This window comes from Proteus sp. G2300, assembly GCF_009915965.1.
Taxonomy (GTDB): Bacteria; Pseudomonadota; Gammaproteobacteria; order Enterobacterales; family Enterobacteriaceae; genus Proteus; species Proteus vulgaris.
This window is the reverse complement of record NZ_JAABNK010000023.1, coordinates 146604-168485: the sequence shown is the minus strand read 5'-3', so window position 1 is coordinate 168485 and position 21882 is coordinate 146604. Positions and strand designations below refer to the sequence as shown.

17 protein-coding genes are annotated in these 21882 nt (G+C 35.1%); 13 read left to right on the top strand and 4 right to left on the bottom strand.

The annotated features are described in order from the left end of the window. Positions 1-95 precede the first annotated feature (95 nt). The 12 genes from GWI97_RS12260 (at position 96) to ahpF (ending at position 15435) form a co-directional block, all read left to right on the top strand. Positions 96-2486 carry a DMSO/selenate family reductase complex A subunit gene (locus GWI97_RS12260; RefSeq protein ID WP_161752006.1) on the top strand — a complete coding sequence of 797 codons (2391 nt, stop codon included), beginning with the start codon at positions 96-98 and terminating at the stop codon, positions 2484-2486. Further along, positions 2483-3112 carry a DMSO/selenate family reductase complex B subunit gene (locus tag GWI97_RS12255; protein WP_036936745.1) on the top strand — a complete coding sequence of 210 codons (630 nt, stop codon included), beginning with the start codon at positions 2483-2485 and terminating at the stop codon, positions 3110-3112. The genes GWI97_RS12260 and GWI97_RS12255 overlap by 4 nt, the downstream gene beginning before the upstream one ends. Then, positions 3109-3981, top strand: coding sequence for a dimethyl sulfoxide reductase anchor subunit family protein (locus GWI97_RS12250; RefSeq protein ID WP_087802372.1), 873 nt, complete (start codon positions 3109-3111; stop codon positions 3979-3981). Before GWI97_RS12255 ends, GWI97_RS12250 begins: the two co-directional genes overlap by 4 nt. A 14-nt stretch (positions 3982-3995) precedes the next feature. After that, positions 3996-4880, top strand: a complete 885-nt coding sequence (locus GWI97_RS12245; protein WP_036936748.1) for a 4Fe-4S binding protein — start codon at positions 3996-3998, stop codon at positions 4878-4880. Positions 4881-5015: 135 nt separating this feature from the next. Beyond that, entirely contained in the window at positions 5016-6035 is a 1020-nt protein-coding gene (locus tag GWI97_RS12240; RefSeq protein ID WP_036936751.1) for an NAD(P)H-quinone oxidoreductase, read from the top strand. A gap of 517 nt (positions 6036-6552) precedes the next feature. Beyond that, positions 6553-8388 (top strand): pyridoxal-dependent decarboxylase, encoded by a 1836-nt coding sequence (locus GWI97_RS12235; protein ID WP_087802375.1) that lies wholly within the window; start codon positions 6553-6555, stop codon positions 8386-8388. A 433-nt stretch (positions 8389-8821) separates the two neighbouring features. Next, positions 8822-9676, top strand: coding sequence for a PadR family transcriptional regulator (locus GWI97_RS12230; RefSeq protein ID WP_161752005.1), 855 nt, complete (start codon positions 8822-8824; stop codon positions 9674-9676). Further along, a complete protein-coding gene (locus tag GWI97_RS18230) occupies positions 9669-9824 on the top strand; it encodes a hypothetical protein (RefSeq protein WP_173807727.1) in 156 nt (51 codons plus the stop codon). The genes GWI97_RS12230 and GWI97_RS18230 overlap by 8 nt, the downstream gene beginning before the upstream one ends. 629 nt (positions 9825-10453) lie before the next feature. Beyond that, positions 10454-11971 carry a carbohydrate porin gene (locus tag GWI97_RS12225; RefSeq protein ID WP_161752004.1) on the top strand — a complete coding sequence of 506 codons (1518 nt, stop codon included), beginning with the start codon at positions 10454-10456 and terminating at the stop codon, positions 11969-11971. Positions 11972-12300: 329 nt separating this feature from the next. Next, positions 12301-12951 carry a hypothetical protein gene (locus GWI97_RS12220; protein ID WP_052038499.1) on the top strand — a complete coding sequence of 217 codons (651 nt, stop codon included), beginning with the start codon at positions 12301-12303 and terminating at the stop codon, positions 12949-12951. A 285-nt stretch (positions 12952-13236) separates the two neighbouring features. After that, complete coding sequence (gene ahpC / locus GWI97_RS12215; protein WP_006536680.1) at positions 13237-13800, top strand: alkyl hydroperoxide reductase subunit C; 564 nt, start codon at positions 13237-13239, stop codon at positions 13798-13800. A 69-nt stretch (positions 13801-13869) separates the two neighbouring features. Beyond that, on the top strand, positions 13870-15435 hold the full coding sequence (gene ahpF / locus GWI97_RS12210) for an alkyl hydroperoxide reductase subunit F (protein ID WP_036936760.1): 1566 nt from the start codon (positions 13870-13872) through the stop codon (positions 15433-15435). A 398-nt stretch (positions 15436-15833) separates the two neighbouring features. On the opposite strand, the gene catA is transcribed toward ahpF, so the two are convergent. Beyond that, positions 15834-16475 (bottom strand): type A chloramphenicol O-acetyltransferase, encoded by a 642-nt coding sequence (catA, locus tag GWI97_RS12205; protein WP_036936762.1) that lies wholly within the window; start codon positions 16473-16475, stop codon positions 15834-15836. Between the two features lie 247 nt (positions 16476-16722). Between catA and GWI97_RS12200 the strand changes: the two genes are divergently transcribed. Then, on the top strand, positions 16723-17208 hold the full coding sequence (locus GWI97_RS12200) for a hypothetical protein (RefSeq protein ID WP_224215475.1): 486 nt from the start codon (positions 16723-16725) through the stop codon (positions 17206-17208). Between the two features lie 88 nt (positions 17209-17296). On the opposite strand, the gene GWI97_RS12195 is transcribed toward GWI97_RS12200, so the two are convergent. The 3 genes from GWI97_RS12195 to GWI97_RS12185 are packed head-to-tail and all read right to left on the bottom strand — an operon-like array spanning position 17297 to position 21778. Then, positions 17297-19810, bottom strand: a complete 2514-nt coding sequence (locus GWI97_RS12195) for a PEP/pyruvate-binding domain-containing protein (RefSeq protein ID WP_036936767.1) — start codon at positions 19808-19810, stop codon at positions 17297-17299. Beyond that, entirely contained in the window at positions 19794-20675 is an 882-nt protein-coding gene (locus GWI97_RS12190) for a phosphatase PAP2 family protein (RefSeq protein ID WP_161752003.1), read from the bottom strand. Before GWI97_RS12190 ends, GWI97_RS12195 begins: the two co-directional genes overlap by 17 nt. Beyond that, positions 20669-21778, bottom strand: coding sequence for a glycerol acyltransferase (locus GWI97_RS12185; RefSeq protein ID WP_052038500.1), 1110 nt, complete (start codon positions 21776-21778; stop codon positions 20669-20671). The genes GWI97_RS12190 and GWI97_RS12185 overlap by 7 nt, the downstream gene beginning before the upstream one ends. Positions 21779-21882: the final 104 nt, after the last annotated feature.

Sequence of the window (21882 nt, the reverse complement as noted above, 5' to 3'; positions counted from 1 at the left end):
ACCTCTTTAGTGGTATTGATGTACATCAATGAGGGGTTACCACTATATCCTATCATTTTCACTGATGAGAGTTGTTATGTGAGAATGATAAATCAATGAAAAAAACAGAAAAAAATCAAGAAAACAATGGGATGACATCTCTAAGTCGTCGCCATTTTGTTCAAACAAGTGCAGCATTGGTTTCTGTGCCTTTTTTCGCACGAAATGCACACGCTAATTCAGATAAAAGTTTATCTATTGTGCAAAATGATGAAGAACCCGCTACGGTTGTTGCTACATGTAGCACTTTTGACTGTGGTGGTAAGTGTGATATTCGTGCACATATAAAAGAAGGGATTGTTACTCGTATTACCACTAGACCTGATAATGAATTAGATGAAGCTATGCCAATTATGAGGGCATGTGTGCGTGGACGAGGTTACCGTAAATTTTCTTATCATGCTGATAGATTGAAATACCCTATGAAAAGGGTCGGTAAACGTGGTGAAGGTAAATTTGAACGTATTTCATGGGATGAAGCGACAACGCTTATTGCAGAAAATATTACACGTTTAACTGAAAAACATGGAGCCGCAAGTCGCTTTTTAACCGTTAATACCGCTGTAACAGGGGGGATCTTCTCTGGTGATACTATGATGAAGAAACTCTTTAATTTAACAGGTGGATACTTACCTTATTATCATTCTGTCAGTTTAGGGAATACAGTCAAAGTAACACCTTATACTTACGGTATATCAAAAACGGGAAGCTCACTCGATACCCTTGAAAACACACCTTTAGTCATTTTATGGGGTCATAACCCCAATGAAACTATTTTTGGTCATACAAACCATTATTTTCAAAAAATGAAAGATAAGGGGACTAAGTTTATTGTTGTCGATCCTCGTTATTCGGATACTGCTCAATCTCTTGCTGATCAATGGATCCCACTCTTACCAACAACAGATAATGCCTTAATGGATGCAATGATGTATGTCATTGTTACCGAAAATCTTCATGATAAACCTTTTATTGATAAGTATGTTGTTGGTTTTGATGAAGAGCATATGCCAGAAGGTGTTCCCGCTAATGAGTCATTGGTTGCTTATTTAACCGGTAAAAAAGAGGGGATAGAAAAAACACCTGAATGGGCGGAGAAAATCACAAAAGTACCCGCAAATACCATTCGTCAACTTGCACGCGAATATGCCATGACGAAACCCGCCGCCTTAATTCAGGGGTGGGGGCCTCAACGTCATATTTGTGGCGAGCGTAGTGCTCGAGGCTCGACGTTATTGGCTGCAATTACAGGAAATGTAGGTAAGAAAGGTGCGTGGGCAGCGGGTTACGGCGGTATTGGTAATCGCCAATCTATACGTGGACCTAATATCGGTGAAAATCCAATTAAAGCACAAATCTCCATCATGAATTGGATGCAAGCGGTTGATGATGCAAGCAAAGTACGTACTGAGGATGGTCTTTTAGGTGTTGATAAACTTGATACCAATATCAAGATGATTTTTTCTTTAGCAGGTAACTATTTAGTCAACCAAAACCCTGATGTTAATGCAGCTGCTAAATTATTAGCAGATGAATCAAAAGTCGAATTTATTGTTGCTAGCGACTTATATCTCTCTCCCTCTGCAAAATATGCGGATCTTGTTTTACCTGAAACCAGTTTTTTAGAACGTTGGAACATTGGTAATACATGGGGCACAGGAAATTATTTCCTTCTATCTGAAAAAGTTGTTGAACCCGCTTTCGAACGTCGTTCTGATTATGAATGGATAACAGACGTAGCAGAAAAAATGGGAGTAAAAGACCCTTTTACTGAAGGTAGAAGTGAAAAAGAGTGGATTGCCTACCTTGTTGATACAAATAAAGAGCGCTTCCAAGATAGATCCGATTTCCCTAATTTTGAGGAATTAGTGAAAACGCGTCGTTATCTTTTCAAAGATGAACCATTCATTGCCTTCGAAAAAAATATCAGTGACTTTAAAAATAATCCATTTCCAACGCCATCAGGGAAAATTGAGATATTCTCTAAACGCCTTTACGACATGAACAATCCGGATATTCCGGCTTTATCTCACTATGTACCCGCAATTGAAGGCCCTGAAGATAAATTAACAGCAATATATCCATTACAAATGCTAACTTGGAAAGGGAAAAATCGTGCAAACTCAACACAATATGCCAACCCTTGGTTACAAGAAGCGCAACGTCAAGAAGTATGGATAAATCCAATTGATGCTGAAAATAGAGGTATCAAGAATGGTGATATGGTACGTGTTTATAACGATAGAGGGATAACTCAAATTCCTGCCTTAGTCACACAACGCATTATTCCTGGTGTTGTTGGTTTGCAAGCAGGTGCATGGTGGACACCTGATGAGGACGGAATTGATCATGGGGGATGCCCAAATGTTTTAACATCAACACGGATGACGCCATTAGCACATGGTAACTCGCATTTAACGGTTTTAGTTGAGGTAGCTAAAGCATGAGTGATTTTAAAGAATATGCACCAGTGAGTGATGAACAGCTCGGTTTCTTTATTGATTCCTCTCGTTGCTCTGGTTGTAAAGCTTGCCAAGTGGCATGTAAAGATAAAAATAATTTAGAAGTCGGACGTCGTTTTCGTCGTATTTATGAAGTAAAAGGAGGCGGTTTCGCACCAACAGGACAAGGTGGTCTGGTTAATAATGTGTTTGCTTATACATTAACCATTTCTTGTAACCACTGTGATTCACCTGTCTGTGTAAGAAACTGCCCAACAACGGCAATGCATAAACGAGAAGGTGATGGTATTGTTCGCGTTGATACCTCTAAATGTGTAGGTTGTGGGTATTGTGCGTGGTCATGCCCTTACGGTGCACCACAAATGAATGAAGAAACAGGACAAATGTCAAAATGTGATTTTTGTGTCGATTTACTGTCAGAAGGCAAAAATCCAATTTGTGTTGATACCTGTCCGCTAAATGCGATTAAATTTGGCAAGATAAAAGAGTTAAGAGCGAAATATGGGCATTTAAGCCAAGTTCAAGGGCTACCTGACTTTACGATGACAAATCCAAATTTAGTTATCAAACCTCATACAGGGGCGATGAAAAAAGGAGGAGTTCAAGCATGAATGAATGGCCATTAGTTACCTTTACTTTATTCGTCCAAAGTTCTGTGGGTGTGACTATTTTTACCGCACTTTATTTTTGTTGGCTAGAAAAAGATATTGGTAATCAACGAGCAACGGTTGCTATGCGACCCGCTTTATTAACTGCCGCTATTTTAGGATGTTTAGGATTATTAGCATCAACGTTACATATGGGATATCCATGGAATGCCTTTCATGCATTACGCCATATTTCTTCATCATGGTTGAGTCGTGAAATCATATTTGCTGCTGTTTATCTTGGTGCATTATGTCTTTATACCTTGGTCGTTTTGATTAAAGGACATATGAATAAAAGTCTATTAGCGGTTATTGGTTTGCTTGGCATTATTGATATATTTTGTATGGCATCACTGTATTACAATACCTCGATACTGACATGGATGCATATAAATACCTATTTTATGTTTATAGGTGCATTATTTGCTGCCGGTGCCGTTATTGCACTATCAATAACGGCATTTCGTATTAAAGCATTTATAAATAATGAATTAGCAAAAAAAATTGTGATAAGCGCATTAGGAATTATTTTCCTTTCAGTAACATTGCGCATGGCTGTACAACCATCCTATTTAGAATGGTTGTCATTAGTTATCTCAACAAATGATGCGATAACATTCCCTCATACGCCTATCATTGCGTATAATGAAATATTCGGATTAAGAGTATCTGCATGGATAATGTCAATAATCGGCATTTTAGTGATGGGATACAGTGTATGGAAATATCGTAATGCTGTATTTACTTCAGGATTGTCTATGGTGTTAGCGAGTAGCGCAATAATACTGATTGCAGAAATTCTTAATCGCTTTGCATTCTTTATTGTTAAGTAGTGGAGTTGTGATGTATGAGGCGTTTTATTACGATGGAGCTTCCTCCTGAACCAATTATTAATGATAAATGTGTTAGAAAACGCCTCAAACAAAGCCTATGTGATAGTTGCTCTAAAGTTTGTCCTGTGGGTGCTATCACTTTTGGTCACTTAGATGTAAAGATAGATAATGAACGCTGTTTCCAATGTGGTAATTGCCTGTTTACTTGCCCTGTAGATGCAATAGAAAATATTGCACCCCATGAAAGAACGTATCAGGATAATTATTTAGTTGTTAATCATGATGAGCCTTTAGCAAGTACAGAAGAACTATTAGTGTGGCATCGCCAATATCACATTAGAGGAATGAAAATAGCACAACCTTTAGTGGATAAATGGCTTCCTGTTTTAGCGAATTTAAATCTTCAACTAAAAACATTACAAGAGCCTATCTGGCAATTAATGATCACTGAACCTACTGATATTGATAGTGGGCGTCGTTTTATGCTTTTTCGTCAAAAACTAGATGAAAAACCATTAAATAAAAGTCAAGTAAGAACAGGTTTAAATGCAAGAAAACAACTGTATCCCGAAGATAGTTGGTTCCAGATTCAGTTAGATAAAGAAAGTTGTATTCTTTGCTCTGCATGCGCCAAAGTTTGTGATGAAGGTGCGATTGAACTCGAAAATAATATATTCACTCTTGATGAAAAGCGTTGTACCGGCTGTATGAATTGTGAAGTTGTTTGTTTTCCTAAATCCATTCATGTTAAAGAACGTGTCGCTAAAAATAACGAACCCATCCTTTACCATTATTATGATGCACACTGTGAAAAATGTCGGTTAGCTTTTTTATCATGGAAGCCAGATGCAACATTGTGCCCGATTTGCATACAACATAAGAAGCAAGGTTGGTTATAATCTTCGTTTATCTACACTTGATTTATTGTTTACTAGATGAACTCTTTTCTTAAAACTTTAAAATAAGAAAGATAAGTGATCGAAACAGCTCAACTAGCATAACATTCTGAGAGTGGCTAAATTAAATGGGAGAATATGATGAAAACTGTTTTACCTGCAAATATGTTGGAGATCGCAATTACAGAGCCCGGTGATATAGACAAGTTACAACCTAAAATATCCCCAATTCCTTCACTTCCTCCTCATTATCTTTTAATTAAAGTTGCCGCCTCAGGTGTTAATCGGCCAGATATATTTCAAAGACAAGGTCGTTATCCTCCCCCCGCAGATGCGTCACCGATCCCCGGTCTTGAGGTTGCTGGAGAAGTTGTGGCAGTAGGTGACGGTTGCACCAAATGGCAATTAGGGGATAGGGTTTGTGCTTTAGTTGCTGGTGGGGGGTATGCTCAATATTGCATTGCACATGAAGATATCGCATTACCCTCAATGAGTTTAACGGATCTTGAAGCTGCCGCCTTGCCTGAAAATATTTTTACAGTGTGGGCTAATTTATTCCAGTTAGGTAAACTAAAACAAGGTGAATCTGTACTTATTCATGGCGGAACATCGGGGATTGGCTCTATGGCGATTATGCTTGCTCATGCTATAGGAGCGACCGTTTATACAACGGTTGGTTCTGAAGAAAAAGCCTCTGTAGCTTACAAGATTGGTGCTGATTATGTCATTAATTACAAACAAACCGATTTCGCTAAACAAATTCCCATTTTAACTCAAGGTAAGGGGATTGATGTTGTGCTTGATATTATTGGTGGCGATTATGTAGAGAAAAACTATCAAGTTGCGAGTAAGTTTGGACGTATTATACAAGTGGGTATGATGAAAGGAATGCCTAAAAATTTAAATATGATGCCAATGATGATTAAACGTCTAATTCACACGGGGTCAACCATGCGTTCTCGTTCAGTAGAAGAAAAAGCACATATTGCACAAGAACTAAAACAATATGTATGGCCATTGATTGCCGAAGGTAAGATTAAACCAATAATAAATGCCATTTTTCCACTCACAGAAGTAGGTAAAGCTCATCAATTAATGGAGTCTGGTGATCTAATTGGTAAAGTGATGCTAGAAAACACAACTTATAACTTATACTGATGGTAAATAAGAGTATTAAATATTATTTGTTATAAGTAGTGATGTTTTTTTTGTTAAAAAAAGCGAATATTCTGAAAAACACATGATCAAATTATCGTGTGTTTTTTTTATATATTGAAGTAAAAATGAATAACAATTAAATAAATATATTTTTAATGGCATACAATATTTAATATCTATCTCTTTTAATGGATATTAGGCGATAGAAATATTTATATATTCTGATTAAGATAGATTTAAGTATTGACCTTAGTAAAAATAATATCATATTTTCAGGAATACAACTTAAATCAAAATTGATAATAAAATAAAGAAACTAACAAATAAAACTAAATCATTTATCATTAAACATGAAAAACTTTAGATGGAGTTGAAAAAATCTTAACTGATATCAATAAAATAAAGAAGATTCTTACTCATCATGTGGTATATCATTTGAATAGAGATTAATTATTTACGATTAATAAACACAATTCTTATTAAAACATATAACAAAAATTTATATATAGGTGCGATGATGGCAAATCATAAACAAACCTGTCTGAGTGCTACAGAGCGTGTATACCATACCCGAACCGTTGATACCCTAGTATGTTATCATCGAGAGATGGCAAAAATATTAATGAATAGTGAGTATTGTTTTCCTAAGGAAAATAAAGTCAAAAAAAATGATAGTGATAATTTAGAGACTAAAATAAAAAATCATACGATTGAAAAAAAAGCAGTAGATAATGCTTATGACTCTATTTTAGATACGCTGAAACAGCAAAATAATTATGCTCAATCAGATATTGAGCCTTATTTTTCCCATCATCATTCTCAAGTGATGCAATTGGCTAAATTTGGCTATCTTTCTGCGTTAGCTTACAATTCAGATAATGTTTTTAATCACCACTCACCCTTACAGATACAACAAGAAAAGAAAATTATAGATGATCTCTGTAAATTAATTGGTTTTTCATCAAAAGATGCATTTGGCCATATCACTACAAGCCATACATTAGCTTGTTATGAAATATTATGGGCGCTTAGAAATTTAAAAACATTACCAATGGCGATTGCTCGTCATCCAAAGTCACGAGATTTAGTTGCAGATAAAACAGCATTTGAGTTATTCAATATGTCTATCTCAGATATTCTAGTAATGAGTGAGCAACTCAATAAACGTGAAATTTTTGATGATGTTAGCTATTTGACATGCCGGGGAACAGGAATGACAAAAACAATGCATTTAGGGAAATTGCTTGTTCCTGTTTCACGTTTTGAATTCTGGAAAAAAGCAATGGACATACTAGGGTTGGGATATGACAACCTTATTGCATTACCTATCGATGGTTCATTTAAAACAGATACGGAAAAAATGCGCAGTATTGTTTTACGTCTTATTGAACAGGGGGAACCCATTCTTGGTATTATCGGCATGCTAGGATCGCCATCTTATGGCAGTATCGATAAGCTAAAACCCCTTTTTGAATTAAGAAAAGAGTGCGAAGAAAAATACAATAATTCTTTTTATATTCATATTGATGCTTCGCAATTTGGGTATATGAAAAGCCTTTTTCTTGATGATAATCATGAGATTATACCTTATGAAATATTGTGCGAAAGATTAAAAAAAGACACACCTTTACTTGAATTAACGCCTGAAATATATGAAAGCGTTACACAACTTTCTCTTGCTGATTCTGTCTCTTTTGAACCTTTTCAAGCTGGTTTTTCTCCTTATCCCACAGGTGTAGTGTGTATTAAAGATGCACGTATGAGTCGTTTTCTCACTAATCCACCGAGATTATGTCCAGAACAAGCTGATGGTGTTCCCGAAATTGACGGTATTCAATCAGCACCCGCAGTGGCTTCGATGTGGAGTGTACATCAACTCTATCCTTTCACTTTGTCGGGATATGGGAAATATGCACAAATTCAATGGGAAACCCGAGTCAAACTTGAACAATTCTTTAATCAGGCTCAAACATTTGAAAAAGAAGGTGAGCACTATTTTATTCGCGTTCTATCCGTATCTGATTTTAATAAATTGAATTTTGCGATTGTGAAAAAAGGGAATACGTGTTTAGAAACACAAAATAATCTTAATAAAGCAATATATGAAAACTTAGTTGTAAAAAGTCATTATCGGCAAGATTTGAGCTTACTGACACTCTGTGCTCGAAATAGTGATGATGCCCCAATGCAGTTTTGTCGTGAGTGTGATTTAGGTAAAAATGAATGGGAAACAATCAAACATTTAAGTTTGTTGCAAATCACTATAAAAAGCACACAACTAGTTGATAAAAAACAAATTGAGGCAGGATACCAATATATTAAAAAGATCGTTTTATCTGCGTTAGATCAATAGCAATAACAAATTTTTTGTTATTAAGAGTAATCCAACCTAAAAAACGAAGTAGTGAGTAATATCTCATTATCTTCGCTTTTTTGGTGGTTTACTATATCCATATTCAAGTTTTTCTCAATAGAAAAGGTGACGCTGTCACTTATTATTTTCACTCAATTGGTTTTTGTCATCTCTTAGCAATCATTTTTTATCTCTATTTTGATTTTTTCTTCTTTTGTTTTTATTGATAGCACATAAAAACAAACTAGAGAATGAGAATCATTCATAATAAAAACAGTCTGTGCCTATAAGGATAATCATAAATAAATCATCTTGTTAAAGATAAAGTCGATTTAGACATATATTTAGATATATCTAAAACTTGATCATTTAGATATATCGGATTATATTGACTACATAAATTCGATATATCTAAAACAATGAGGGAATATTTATGATGATTCGAGCATTACAGTCACTTTATCAACAACGTGCCGATAATGGTGAACATGGTAGTCATGGTCATGGAAAAGGATGTTGTGGGGGTAAAGGTAAACAGGCACGGCACCATGAAAGCCGAAGCGAACATTGTTGTCATGGTGAACATGAGCATGGACATAAAGAACATGGAGAGTGTCGTCATGGTGAACATAGTCACGGACAAAAAGGACAGGATGAATGCTGTCATGGTAAGCATGATCACGGACACGAAGGACATGGCGAATGCTATCATGGTGAACATAGTTCAGAAGGACAAGGTAAACGACGCGGTCGAGGATGCGGTGGACGAGGTAAAGGTCGTCAATTAAAACGTATGTTTGATCATGGTGATTTGCGAGTTCTGTTACTTAGCATGATCGCGAAAAAACCGAGTCATGGTTATGAAATTATTCGTGAAATAGATGAAGCCTCTTCAGGATTATATGTACCTAGCCCTGGTGTTATTTATCCAACATTAACACTACTTGAAGAACAAGATCTGCTAGTTGCCAGTATCGCTGAAAAAGGTCGTAAAAATTACAGCATCACACCTGAAGGTACTGCATTTTTAGCAGAACATCAGGAAATAGATACCAATATTCAAAGAAAACTGGCTTATGCGAGAGACTTGTCTCAAAACGCGGGAGGGGTTTCTGAAGAGATTGAATCTGCTGTCGGAAAATTAAAGGCGGTATTACGCCATAAACTAGTGTTAAAAGAGCTCTCAGTGGAAAGAGCGGGACGTATTGCTTCAATTCTTAATGAAGCAGTTGAGAAAATTGAAGCTATCAATGAGGCGTTGATCTCAGAGGAAAGGGAAGATGAATAAAACAAATACTCAACCACAAAATACAAGAAGACATAATGAAATAGAAAAAGAGGATTTAGAAAGTAATCCTGCAGTAAAAGAACAAATTTGCCCTAAAATGCCAGTTTCTTACTTCCGTAGAGCATTACGTAAACCTGGCAGAATATGATAATGATAGACGGAGGTTATCATGATATGACCTCTGTCGGTTTTTCTTCTATTAAGTTTCTCCTATCTACCGCCTTGCAAAATGGTTTTTAAATAATAGAAACCAATAATCCCCTTATAAAAACGCTTTTTCTTTCCTAATTGTTATTACCATCATTGCTGCCTTTATTATTTGGAAATCATCATTTTTTGATGACAATTTGCATCATTTTCTCTAGTTATCGTACTAATATCAAAGAAATCATAAATGTTTGTGGAAACGTTCCACATTAGCGATTATTTTATTTAGGTTAGTAAGTCATTATAAAAATAGAAAGCATAAACCAGAGATATGCTTGTAATAACAATAAAAATAAATACCGAATTAAAATAATAAACGTTTGTAAGTGCTTAAATGAGAATTTAAAACAAATACCTTACTGAATAATGCGAGCGTTTAATTCGAGAAAACAAGGGAAAAACAACACAGATACTGGTTTATTTCTTATTAAGAAGAGAAATAACGATGCGAATAACGATTTGATACTTATAAAAATACGCTCATCAAATAGAACAATCAATCAACTAAGTTGATAGTTATGTATTTGCCGTACCTGTTGAATCAACATTTGTTAACTGAGGAATATTCGAATGAAAGTGAAGACATTATCTGCAGTAATAACTTTAATCCTCTCCACACCGTTATGCGCTAATGCACAAATCGACATAAGTGCTATTGAAGCGAGATTAAATGCGTTAGAACAACGTGCAAATGCGGCTGAAGCAAGAGCTGCAGCCGCAGAACAAAAAGCAGCTCGTCTCGAACAACTCATTAATTCAAATAATGGGTCTAAAGGGAAGTCTACAAATAACGTTACTTCAATGAATATGGAGCAACGCATTGCTGTATTAGAAAAGCAATCAGATGAAGCTCAAGCCAAAGCAAATATCGCTCAGACTCAGCTAAATAAACTTCAACAAACACAGTCAATTCAGTTTGCTAAGACAAAAAATAAAGAAGGTGCAGGTTTTTTCTCTACGAATACAAATTGGGGCGATCTCAAATTGTATGGTGATGTTGAATATAATATTGATGCAGCAAGTAAAAAAGGGCAATTAACATCAATGAGAATGATGCCCGGAAAGCAAAAAGACTTTGAAGATAATGAAAAGTGGTCACTTAATGGGCGTATTTTAATTGGTATTGATGGTGAGAGAGAATTAAAAAACGGCAATTACGCTGGTTTTCGTGTTCAACCTATGGCTGACATGACGGGTAAAATGAATCTAGATGATGCTACCTTTTATTTTGGTCAACGTAATAAATGGGAATATAAAATTGGTCGTTATGAAGCGTATGATATGTTCCCTTTAAATCAAGATACTTTCGTCGAATATTCAGGTAATACCGCAAATGATTTATATGGTGATGGTTTTGGCTATATTTATATGATGAAAGAGGGGCGTGGTCGTAGTAGTGATGGTGGTAGCATGATGGTTAACACTCATTACAATGACTGGTATTTTGAATTAAATGCGTTAGTTGAAGACGGAACTTCTGTTTTCAAAGATGGTGAGTATCACGGGCGTAAACTTGATAACCGTAAAAATGTTATTTATATGCGGCCTGTTATTGCATGGCAGAAAGATAACTTAACAATTGCAGGTGCGATAGACGCAAACGTAATAAGCAAAGCTTATGGTTACGAGGATGAAAATGGAAAATTCCAAGATCAATCACGTCGTACTGGTTATGGTCTAACGTTAAAGTGGGATACTTTAGCTGATGATCCTGTCAATGGCATTGTTGCAAATTTAAGTGTTGCTTATCTTGATGCTAAAGACGAAAACGATTTTTCAATGGGTAGTAATGTGTTGTGGCGTAAAGTCCAATTAGGTTATATCTATGCACATAATGATATTAAAGCTTACTATCAAACAAGCGGAAATAATGAGCAAAATGAAACCTATTTAACGCTTAATCCTGGTAAATACAATATCAATACAGTATTTGCTTCTTATGAACTGCCTAATATCTTGGATATGGATAATTTCAAAACCTATTTAGGTGCTTATTATTCGCGGATAGATGGCAAAGACGAGATAAATGTACATAGTAGTGATAAAGATCGTTACGGTGCCCGTATCCGCTTTAAATATCTATTTTAACCTTGCTTTTATACTCAAAGTTAGCGATTAGCTTCATATATAAAGACTTCAAAATACAATCTACTGTTGGTTAGTTGGAGTCTTTTTTCTTATATAATGTATAAGTCATTAAATCTATTAACTAGATTGATTTTTCGAACTTACCACTCTTTACTTTCTGAACCTTGGTTATTTCTAGTTGTGAGATCTCTCGAATTTTTGAACTTTTATTAATTAGGTAACTGATTTTACGGGTACTTTTGTTTTATTTCCTGCCATAATCGGTTTAACGTTTACAGATATAAAATAACGTATTTAAATACGATTAATATTAAGTAGGAAACAATTCAATGCCTTTCTATACACAAAACAGTTATTCAAATAATAATAAGATCTATAAGCAAAATAGAATAAAAACACTATTAATAGGTTTGGCCTTAATTCCTTCCTTCGTATTTGCAGATGACCTGTCACAATTACCACAAAAAGAGCGAATAGCTTATTTTACTCAAGCTCAGCAAGCAGGGATCACTGGTGTTGCTATTAAAACCAAACCTGTGTTGGCAAGGCCGGCTAAGGAAGGTGAAATCATCACAACCATTATTAAAGGTGAAGGTGTTGAAACTGTCTCTGAACCTGCAAAAGAGGGGGATTGGGTCGTGCAAAATATCTGTCCAGAGACAGGTAATGAAGAAATATTGGTAAAAAAAGCTAAATTTGCTCAACGTTACAATACTACAGAGAAAAATGAAATTAATTTAGTGTCTTATCCTAATGATTATCAACCTTTTATCCCAAAAGGGATCGAAATGAATTATTTTATTGTGCCGGGATCTACAACTGCTTTTGCAATGAAAGCCCCATGGGGAGAATTGCAACGCTTTCAACCGGGTGATGCGGTTGTTCAATCCACAACGGATAACCAAGATATTTATCGTATTCAAAAGGCAGCATTTGAGTGTACTTATACTATCCTTAAACCTGCCAAACTAGCACAATAGTATTAAACTAATCTGTGATAGGTTGAATTATTATTTTTATAATTCATAATGTTATAAGCATATCACCATTTAAGGCAAAGATATTAAATAGAGAAAGTTGTTAATAGTAAGTAAGGCATACTGTCATTGTTGTTTAATTGCTTTAACAGCTACATTTCGTTAACCTATCTCTATCAATTTCTTCAACTCATTAGGTAAAACCTATTGAACTGATAGTAGGAATGTATTAGCTATTCTCAAGTGGAATAGGTACATTAGTTCCCATACCAAACAGGAGGAAATACAATGTCTTTAATTAATACCCCAATCAAACCATTCAAAAACATGGCATTTAAAGACGGTCAATTCGTAGAAGTGACTGAAAAGGACGTCGAAGGCAAATGGAGCGTTTTCTTCTTTTACCCTGCAGACTTCACTTTTGTGTGCCCAACCGAATTAGGTGACTTAGCGGATCATTATGCTGAGTTCCAAAAAATGGGCGTAGAAATCTATTCAGTTTCTACCGATACACATTTTACCCATAAAGCATGGCACAGCAGCTCAGAAACTATCGGTAAAATCAAATATGGTATGATTGGCGACCCAACTGGCGCATTAACTCGTAACTTCGAAAATATGCGTGAGAACGAAGGTCTTGCAGACCGTGGTACTTTCGTTGTTGACCCACAAGGTATCATCCAAGCAATCGAAATCACAGCTGAAGGTATTGGCCGTGATGCATCAGACCTGCTACGCAAAGTTAAAGCTGCTCAGTATGTAGCTAGTCACCCTGGCGAAGTTTGCCCAGCAAAATGGAAAGAAGGTGATGCAACTTTAGCTCCATCACTGGATTTAGTTGGCAAAATCTAAATAAGAATTAAGCCACTAAAAAAGTTATTTATCGGGTGTTTCGGCACCCGATTTTATTGAGGGTGCAAAATGTTAGATAATAATTTAAAAGCTCAATTGAAAGCTTATTTAGAACGATTAACTCAGCCAGTTGAGTTAGTAGCAACATTAGACGACAGTAAACATTCAGCTGATATTCAAGCGCTATTAAAAGAAATCGAACCATTATCCGATAAAGTCACTTATCGTGAAGATAATAATGCTGATGTGCGTAAACCATCTTTTCTTATTACTAACCCAGGAAAAGAAACTGGTGTTCGTTTTGCAGGTTCGCCATTAGGCCATGAATTTACTTCATTAGTTTTAGCCTTACTACAAACTGGTGGTCACCCATCAAAAGAAGCACAAGAATTACTTGAACAAATTCGTCAGTTAGACGGTGAGTTTCATTTCGAAACCTATTATTCGCTCTCTTGTCATAACTGCCCAGATGTTGTTCAGGCATTAAACTTAATGGCGATTTTAAATCCGAAGGTCACACATACAGCGATCGACGGAGGCATGTTCCAAAATGAAATTCAGGAACGTAATATTATGGGCGTTCCTGCTGTATTCTTAAATGGTAACGAGTTTGGTCAAGGTCGTATGACTTTAGCTGAAATCGTTAACAAAGTAGACAGCAATGCAGAAAAACGTACTGCGGAATTATTAAACCAAAAAGATGCATTTGATGTATTGATTGTGGGCAGTGGTCCTGCGGGGGCATCAGCGGCTGTTTATTCAGCACGTAAAGGTTTAAACACTGGTCTTATTGGTGAGCGCTTTGGTGGCCAAGTTCTTGATACTGTTGATATTGAAAACTATATCTCTGTACCAAAAACAGAAGGTGCAAAACTTGCGGGTGCATTAAAAGCTCACGTTGATGATTATCAAGTGGATGTGATTGATAGCCAAACAGTCAGTCGTTTAATTCCAGGCGCATCAGAAGGGGAATTACACCAAATTGAAACAGCATCAGGTGCAATTTTAAAAACCCGTAGCTTAATTATTGCAACAGGTGCTCGCTGGAGAAATATGAATGTTCCCGGTGAAAATGAATACCGTACTCGTGGTGTAACTTATTGTCCGCACTGCGATGGCCCACTGTTTAAAGGCAAAAGAGTCGCTGTAATTGGTGGTGGTAACTCAGGAGTTGAAGCCGCAATTGACTTAGCTGGCTTAGTTGAACACGTAACAGTATTAGAATTTGCCCCAGAAATGAGAGCAGATGCTGTATTACAGAAAAAACTACGTAGTTTAAGTAATGTAGACATTATTTTAAATGCTCAAACTACAGAAGTGTATGGTGATGGCACTAAATTAACAGGTCTAAAATATAAAGATCGTACCAATGATTCTATGCACGATATTGCGCTAGCAGGTATTTTTGTTCAAATCGGCTTATTACCTAATACACAGTGGTTAGAAGGGACTGTTGAGCGTAATAAAATGGGGGAAATTATTGTTGATGCACGTGGCGAAACCAATATTAAAGGTGTTTTTGCCGCCGGTGACTGCACAACAGTCCCTTATAAACAAATTATTATCGCAGCGGGTGAAGGCGCTAAAGCCTCATTAAGCGCCTTTGATTACTTGATTCGCACGACTGCAAAATAAGTAAACTAGACTTAAAAATTAACTATTTGACATTGTCAAAAGCATCTCAATTGAGATGCTTTTTTTCTACCTTAAGTTTTTAATTTATCGAAAAATCTCTATTCATAAATCTAAAACAACCTATGCTATTATCTCACGACTATAAATAACCTATAGGGAAGTTGATTGATATGAATATAAAAATTATGAGTTTTAAATAAATTATTCCTGTAATTCTTGTTTCTTTAGTAAGTATTAGCTCTTTTTCTGTTAATGCAGGTATCGAAATTCGTGATGAAACTTTATTTGAAGCACATCAGCGTTTTAAAACCGAAATTATAAATGACAGTTTTGATAATATTGATCCACCTTGTTTAATTGATAAAAGAGCGGTGTTTTTTATTTAAAAATTAAGATAATTAACTTGAAAATCTATCACATAACTCTTGGAGTTTATTGACCATTCTTGCAACATGAAAACCATCGCAGGTTGCATGGTGTACTTGAACGGATAGGGGTAACAAAACTTTATTATTCTGTTGAGTGTATTTTCCCATTGTAAAAATAGGGGGAAAATAATCTCTTACATTAGCAATATTTAAATTAAATCCATCAAAACTTATCCAAGGGATCATCGAAATGCAGAAATGATTTTCGGGAAAATTAGGTTTTGCGGATAGGTTTAGATTATCTTTATATTGTTGATAATCTTGATTATATCCTTCTAGAAAAGAACAAAAATCTTCAAAGTATTCACTCCATAACTCTGAAAAAGTTTCTGTTTCTGGATGAAAAATCGTATATGCAGGATTGATATAATCCCAAATAACCAATTCATCATTCTTTATTGCCATTCTAGATCCAGGATAATAATTAACCGTTTTTGCAATCAAATAGATCAAGACAGGATAAAGCTTAAGATTATGCTTAGTTAAGACTGTTTTTAAGACAGTAATATCTATTTTAGTTGTTAAGCTAAAACCACATTGCAAGTTATGACGATAATGTAAAAAGTGTTCTTTTCTATTCCATTGTTCTAAATCGATTTTTTTATAATTCATTTTTAAGCCCTTCTTGTTAAGTAATAATTTTTTTAGCGAAGAAGGGCAAAACGGGTTGTCTTAATAGACTGCATAATAACTCCTTACGTATTTAATTATTATAAAAGATAATATAACGTATTATTACACTAATTATTAAATATTAAAGGTATTTTTGTGCTGACACTAAACTACAATAACATTTTTTTGGAGAAAGATATTAAGTGTATTATGATAAAAAGACTACTATTTAAAAATGAAGGGATTTATGATGCAAGCTAAACTTGCTTATCAATGGAAACAACAAAGGCGAGGAAGGCTCTCTTTTTTAGGTTTAGAAATTGCTTGGTCAATTTTATTTGCTATTGTCGAAAACTTAGTATATCGCTGGTATATATTACTTTATCCTGAAAGCGCAGATTCAATAATTGAAAGTGCCTTTTATTATCAATTTTCTTTTACGCCATATGGTTTAATCGAAATTGTACTTTTAATAATACAAATTTACATATTCACACTGATTTTATCGCAACGAGTGAGAGATATTGGTATAAGTTATCCAGTTATTATTTCACTTATTTTTACTATCGCTCCTATATTATTAATGCCATATTTTCTCTTTAATGCGCCAACCATGTTGATGGTGCTTTTTGTTGTTTTATTAATAGGTGGGTTGGTTGCCTTACTTGCACCTTCTGCTTATAAAGTTGATATTAACATTAATAAAGCTCCAGAAGAAAAAGAAAATAATTAGTTAAAAAATGCGTTGTGTTAAACGAGAAAAAGCATCTAAAAAGATGCTTTTTCTGATCAAGGCATATGGCTCATGGTTTTTCAAAGAATTAAGATAAAATCTCAATGACTCCTTTTTGCCCATCAACTTTTACTCTTTGCCCATTCTTTAAAATATTCAATACATTACGAACTCCCATAATAGCAGGCAATCCCAATTCTCTAGCAGTAACAGCACCATGTGATAATGGCCCACCACTTTCTGTAATTATGCCGGAAGCTCGATAAAAAAGCGCAGTCCAAGCTGGATTGGTTGTTCTTGCAACTAAAATAGCATTTTGTGGAAATTCGGCAAAATTTTCAGGGCCATGAACAAGATAAACTTCACCTTCAATAATGCCTGCACTTCCAGCTAATCCTTTTAATTGGTGCTCATTTGTATTAAGTTCATCACTGCTATCTTCGCCATAAATCCATTGTGGGGTAACTGATTTTGCTTTTAAATACCCAGCCTTATTTTGGTATATATGATGGCGTAGCTTATTCCAGGTCGTTGGATTATCTGCAAGGATTGCTTCAGCTAAAGGTTGTTCATTAGCAAAATAAATATCCATAGGGCAGTCTAAGACACTACGAATAACCAGCCTTTCCCCTAATGCTTTTAACCCACGACGCATAGGTAAGGCTAGTCGTGTTGTTTGATAATGTTCTAAGTCATCAAGTGCAGTATAAACTCGAGCTAATCGAATAATCTCTTGTAAGAAAAAACGTAACTCTTCAGGAGCATCAGAAACAATTGAAAATTCAGTTTCTGATTGTAGAATTTTTTTACCTAATGGATCATCCACTTGTTTATCATCAGCTAAATCTGCCATTGCCTTAATTTGAGTCAACACAATGTGCGGGGCATCCAACCAAGTTGGATGATACGCATCAAAGTCTAATTCTCGATGACCGTGGTTTGCTAAAAATAAGGAGAATTGCTGGTGAAAATGGGGATCACACTCTTCAATTTCTTGCATAATGTTTTCAGGAACAATAGATGCTATAAGCTCGAGAAGTTTAGGTTGCTGACGAACATAACGTGAAAGAGTCCAAAGTTCTGAATTCACTTGCCCAGTTTTAGTGTCAGACATTGCAATTAAATTATCGAATGCAGTATGTGCATATTTTTCTTCTTTAAAAAAGAGTTTTAGCAAGGCCATCAGTGCGGAATAGAGAGAGCGTTGGGTCAATGATATAGCAATATTAGGTAAGAAGTAATCAGCACCTAATTTATTAATTCTTTGCACATAGTCCCATAGGTGTGACAAGTTTTTGTCTTCTAATGGTTCATTCATTAATGCTCCGATTGAGATCAAGTATTTATCTAAATCGCGCATCCAAGTAATAGGTAATTCTTGTACCCAACTAAATTTTTGTGCTATTTCAGGCAAAGATTTTAGTAGGGTAGGTAAATCATTCATCATTGAGGTGGGAAGTCGATTACTATACAAAGAAACCGCATTTTGGTTGCCGTAAATATAATAATCTTGCATCCCAAACCATTTACCATTAAATGAAGGAAGTCCCATAAGATTAAGGCTAAAGTTTAATGATGAATGAAAACCCGCTTCACACATATCCCATGTTAATGGCGTGATAGGATTAGGAAATCTTTCTGCTGATTCTTCTCTTGTCCAAATTGGGGCAATTTGTGTCACATTTCGTGATTGTAAAAGCCATAATTTTCCATCATGAAATGCCCACTCTATATCCTGTGGAAAATCAAAATATTTTTCGGCTGAAATAGCCAGTTTAGCCACTTGTTTACACTGTTCAGGCGTTAAAGAAGGTATAGATTGATTTTGAGGTTCGAGAGGTAAAATTTCAGTACCATTATTCATCATCACAATGGCATTTATTTTTTGAGAAATGGTTGTTTGCTTTAATTCTAAACTATCTCTATCAACGAGAAATTCATCTATAGGATCTTCACCTGCAACTACGGTTTCACCTAAACCGAAGGCTGCATTAATTAATACGGTAGAAAGAGAACCTTGAACAGGATCTACAGAAAAAGCAACGCCTGCCGCTTCTTCTTTTTGAACATCAATCATCCTTTGTAATACAACAGCCATTGATGCTTGAGTATGCGGTAAATTTAAATGTTGACGATAAAGCATGACGTGAGTATGCCATAAAGAGGCATAACATTGGCGAATAGCGTCTAGTAAATGAGGTAACGTTTTAATTCCTAATAACGTGTCATGTTGGCCAGCAAAAGCTGCTCCGGGCATATCTTCTAATGTTCCGGATGATCGCACGGCCAAAGCGGTATTATTCAGCTGAAGACTATCTAACATTGTGCTTAGAGAATGAATTAAATTTTCAGGCATAGGTGCTTGTAAAATAAGATGCCGAATATTATTACTAATTGATTCAATTTCGTGCTTTTTATCTGATAATAAAAGATTAATTTTAGGGAGCAAAGGCGTAATAAATAACTGATAAGCTTGGCAAGAAAGAATTAAACCATCAGGAACAGGCAGTGATTGAATTGTTTTAGCTAAACTTGCGCCTTTACCTCCGCTAATAGAAACTTCTGAAGCAATAGGCTCGTTAATTTTATAAATGAGTTCCATATTCGACCTTATTATTTTTACCTGTGATGTAAAACACCCATAATGCAAGTAAAGCACCGACAATAACATCAATGCCATAATGGTAATGTAAATATACAGTTGCCAAAATTAGCCCTATTAGGATAGGAGATAAACAATAAGCTGTTTTTTTATAACCTGATAAATAGAAAAAACCAACAATATAGAGCGTTATCCCCGTGTGCAATGAAGGAAAAACATCCATTCCTGTAATACCTTTATCAACGAGATCAGTTAGAAATAGTGTCATGGCGCCAGAGTAAACGGGATAGTTAAAATCAGAAGGGAATGCAGAGTAAGGGCCTGTGGCTGGAATAGTAAAATAACCAATAAATCCAAAAAAATACATTAACATTAAACCGAAAAAATAATTTTTAGTCAGCGCGTTATTCCGGCTAAAAAAGAAGAACAGGGCACTACCAATAATTAAAAAATAGAAGCTAAAATAGCAAAAAGAAAGGAATTCACTTAGCCATCCTGATTGTAAAAGAATGGACCATTCAGGTAAGCTTTTTCCAAACCACAAGAATTTATCCAAATCATATAAAATATCGTCAAAACTCCATTGGTATAATCCATAACGAATTGATTTAAATAAAGGAAAAATGGTCCAGCATACAATCAGTTGTAACAAACCTAACCAATAAAATCGTGAATGACATGTTGAATGTTGATTCTTATATCCAATAAAAACCAATAAAATCCATAAAAGCAAACCTAAGAAAATAGGTGTTAGCATCTCTGTAGCATGAATTAACCAACTACCATAAGTGCCAAGCCCCCAAATAATAAAGAGTTGTACGGAAAATAGATGGTTAAAAAGCATCCTAGCTTTAGTTGTTAACATATTTGGGCGCCTTTCTTCCTTATCAATATGAAGCCGAATAATGCACTGACTAAGCTTATACCAATAAATAGAGGTGAAAAAAATAGGAGCATGATTAATATCGGAAGCCAAATTGCTGAGGCAATAGCGCCACCTAATATTTTAAAGAAGCTAACGGTATTACGAGCATCAGCGAAGTGAGATGCGATAAATGATGAGAGTAATACTGGGAATAAAATATACATAAATAAAAATGAAATATAACGCCAAATTAAAATAGAAGATTGAGAGGTTTTTTCTATAGTTTTATTACTATTATCTGTTTGAGATAAATTATTTTGATAATCAATAAAGGATTCGGCATAAGAGTATCCTTCTTTGTTTTTATTAAAAGCATAGGCTGAAGCTTTTTCAAAAATATCAATATTGGGGCAATTAACAGAAATTTCATTTAATGCATCAGATACTTCTTTATGAATATTTTTTTCCCATTCTCTGATTGATAAATTATCTGTTTTCGAAGTTATACATATATTTTTTCCAATATAAACTTCAACTTTTGAACTGAATTTATCAGGCGCGATATAAAATAATCCCATAGGGATAATATCAAAATCTACTCCCTCACTGATTAATGATCTAATAATTCTTGCAGCTCCTCGTTGATAAGGTAAAGGCTGGAAGCCCCACTCACTACTGCCTTCTGGAAATAAAAGTAGATCTCCACCTGCTTTTATATGTGCAATTGCCGCATCTGAAGGGCTTGAAAACATATTTGCATTTATACCTAAACGTTGTCTATCCTTTTTTCTAACTACGGGAATGCCCGTAAAAAAAGTCTTCATTATGCAACTATTTAATAATTGTATTGATGCTAAAGCCTGAGCTCTAGGAAATGCCTTCAATGCAATGTAGCCATCAAAAGCACTGTTCCGATGACTACAAAGAATTAGCTTTGGATGTGTATTTTCGGTTTGATATCTATTATGGTAAATAAGTGAAATGTTTGAAAAATAGATTTCTCTAATTGAAGTGGATATGAATTGATAATAAAAAGGAAGCTCAGAACCAGCAACAAAAGAAGAGGTTTTTTTTATTGGGGAAGGTAATATTGAATTAGGCATAAGATTTCCTTACATTATTCCTTCTACAAAAACATATCATGCTCTAAAAAAAAGTAACACTAAAAAATTTAAAATGTACTATTAGAATAGAGTTTTTCACTGAT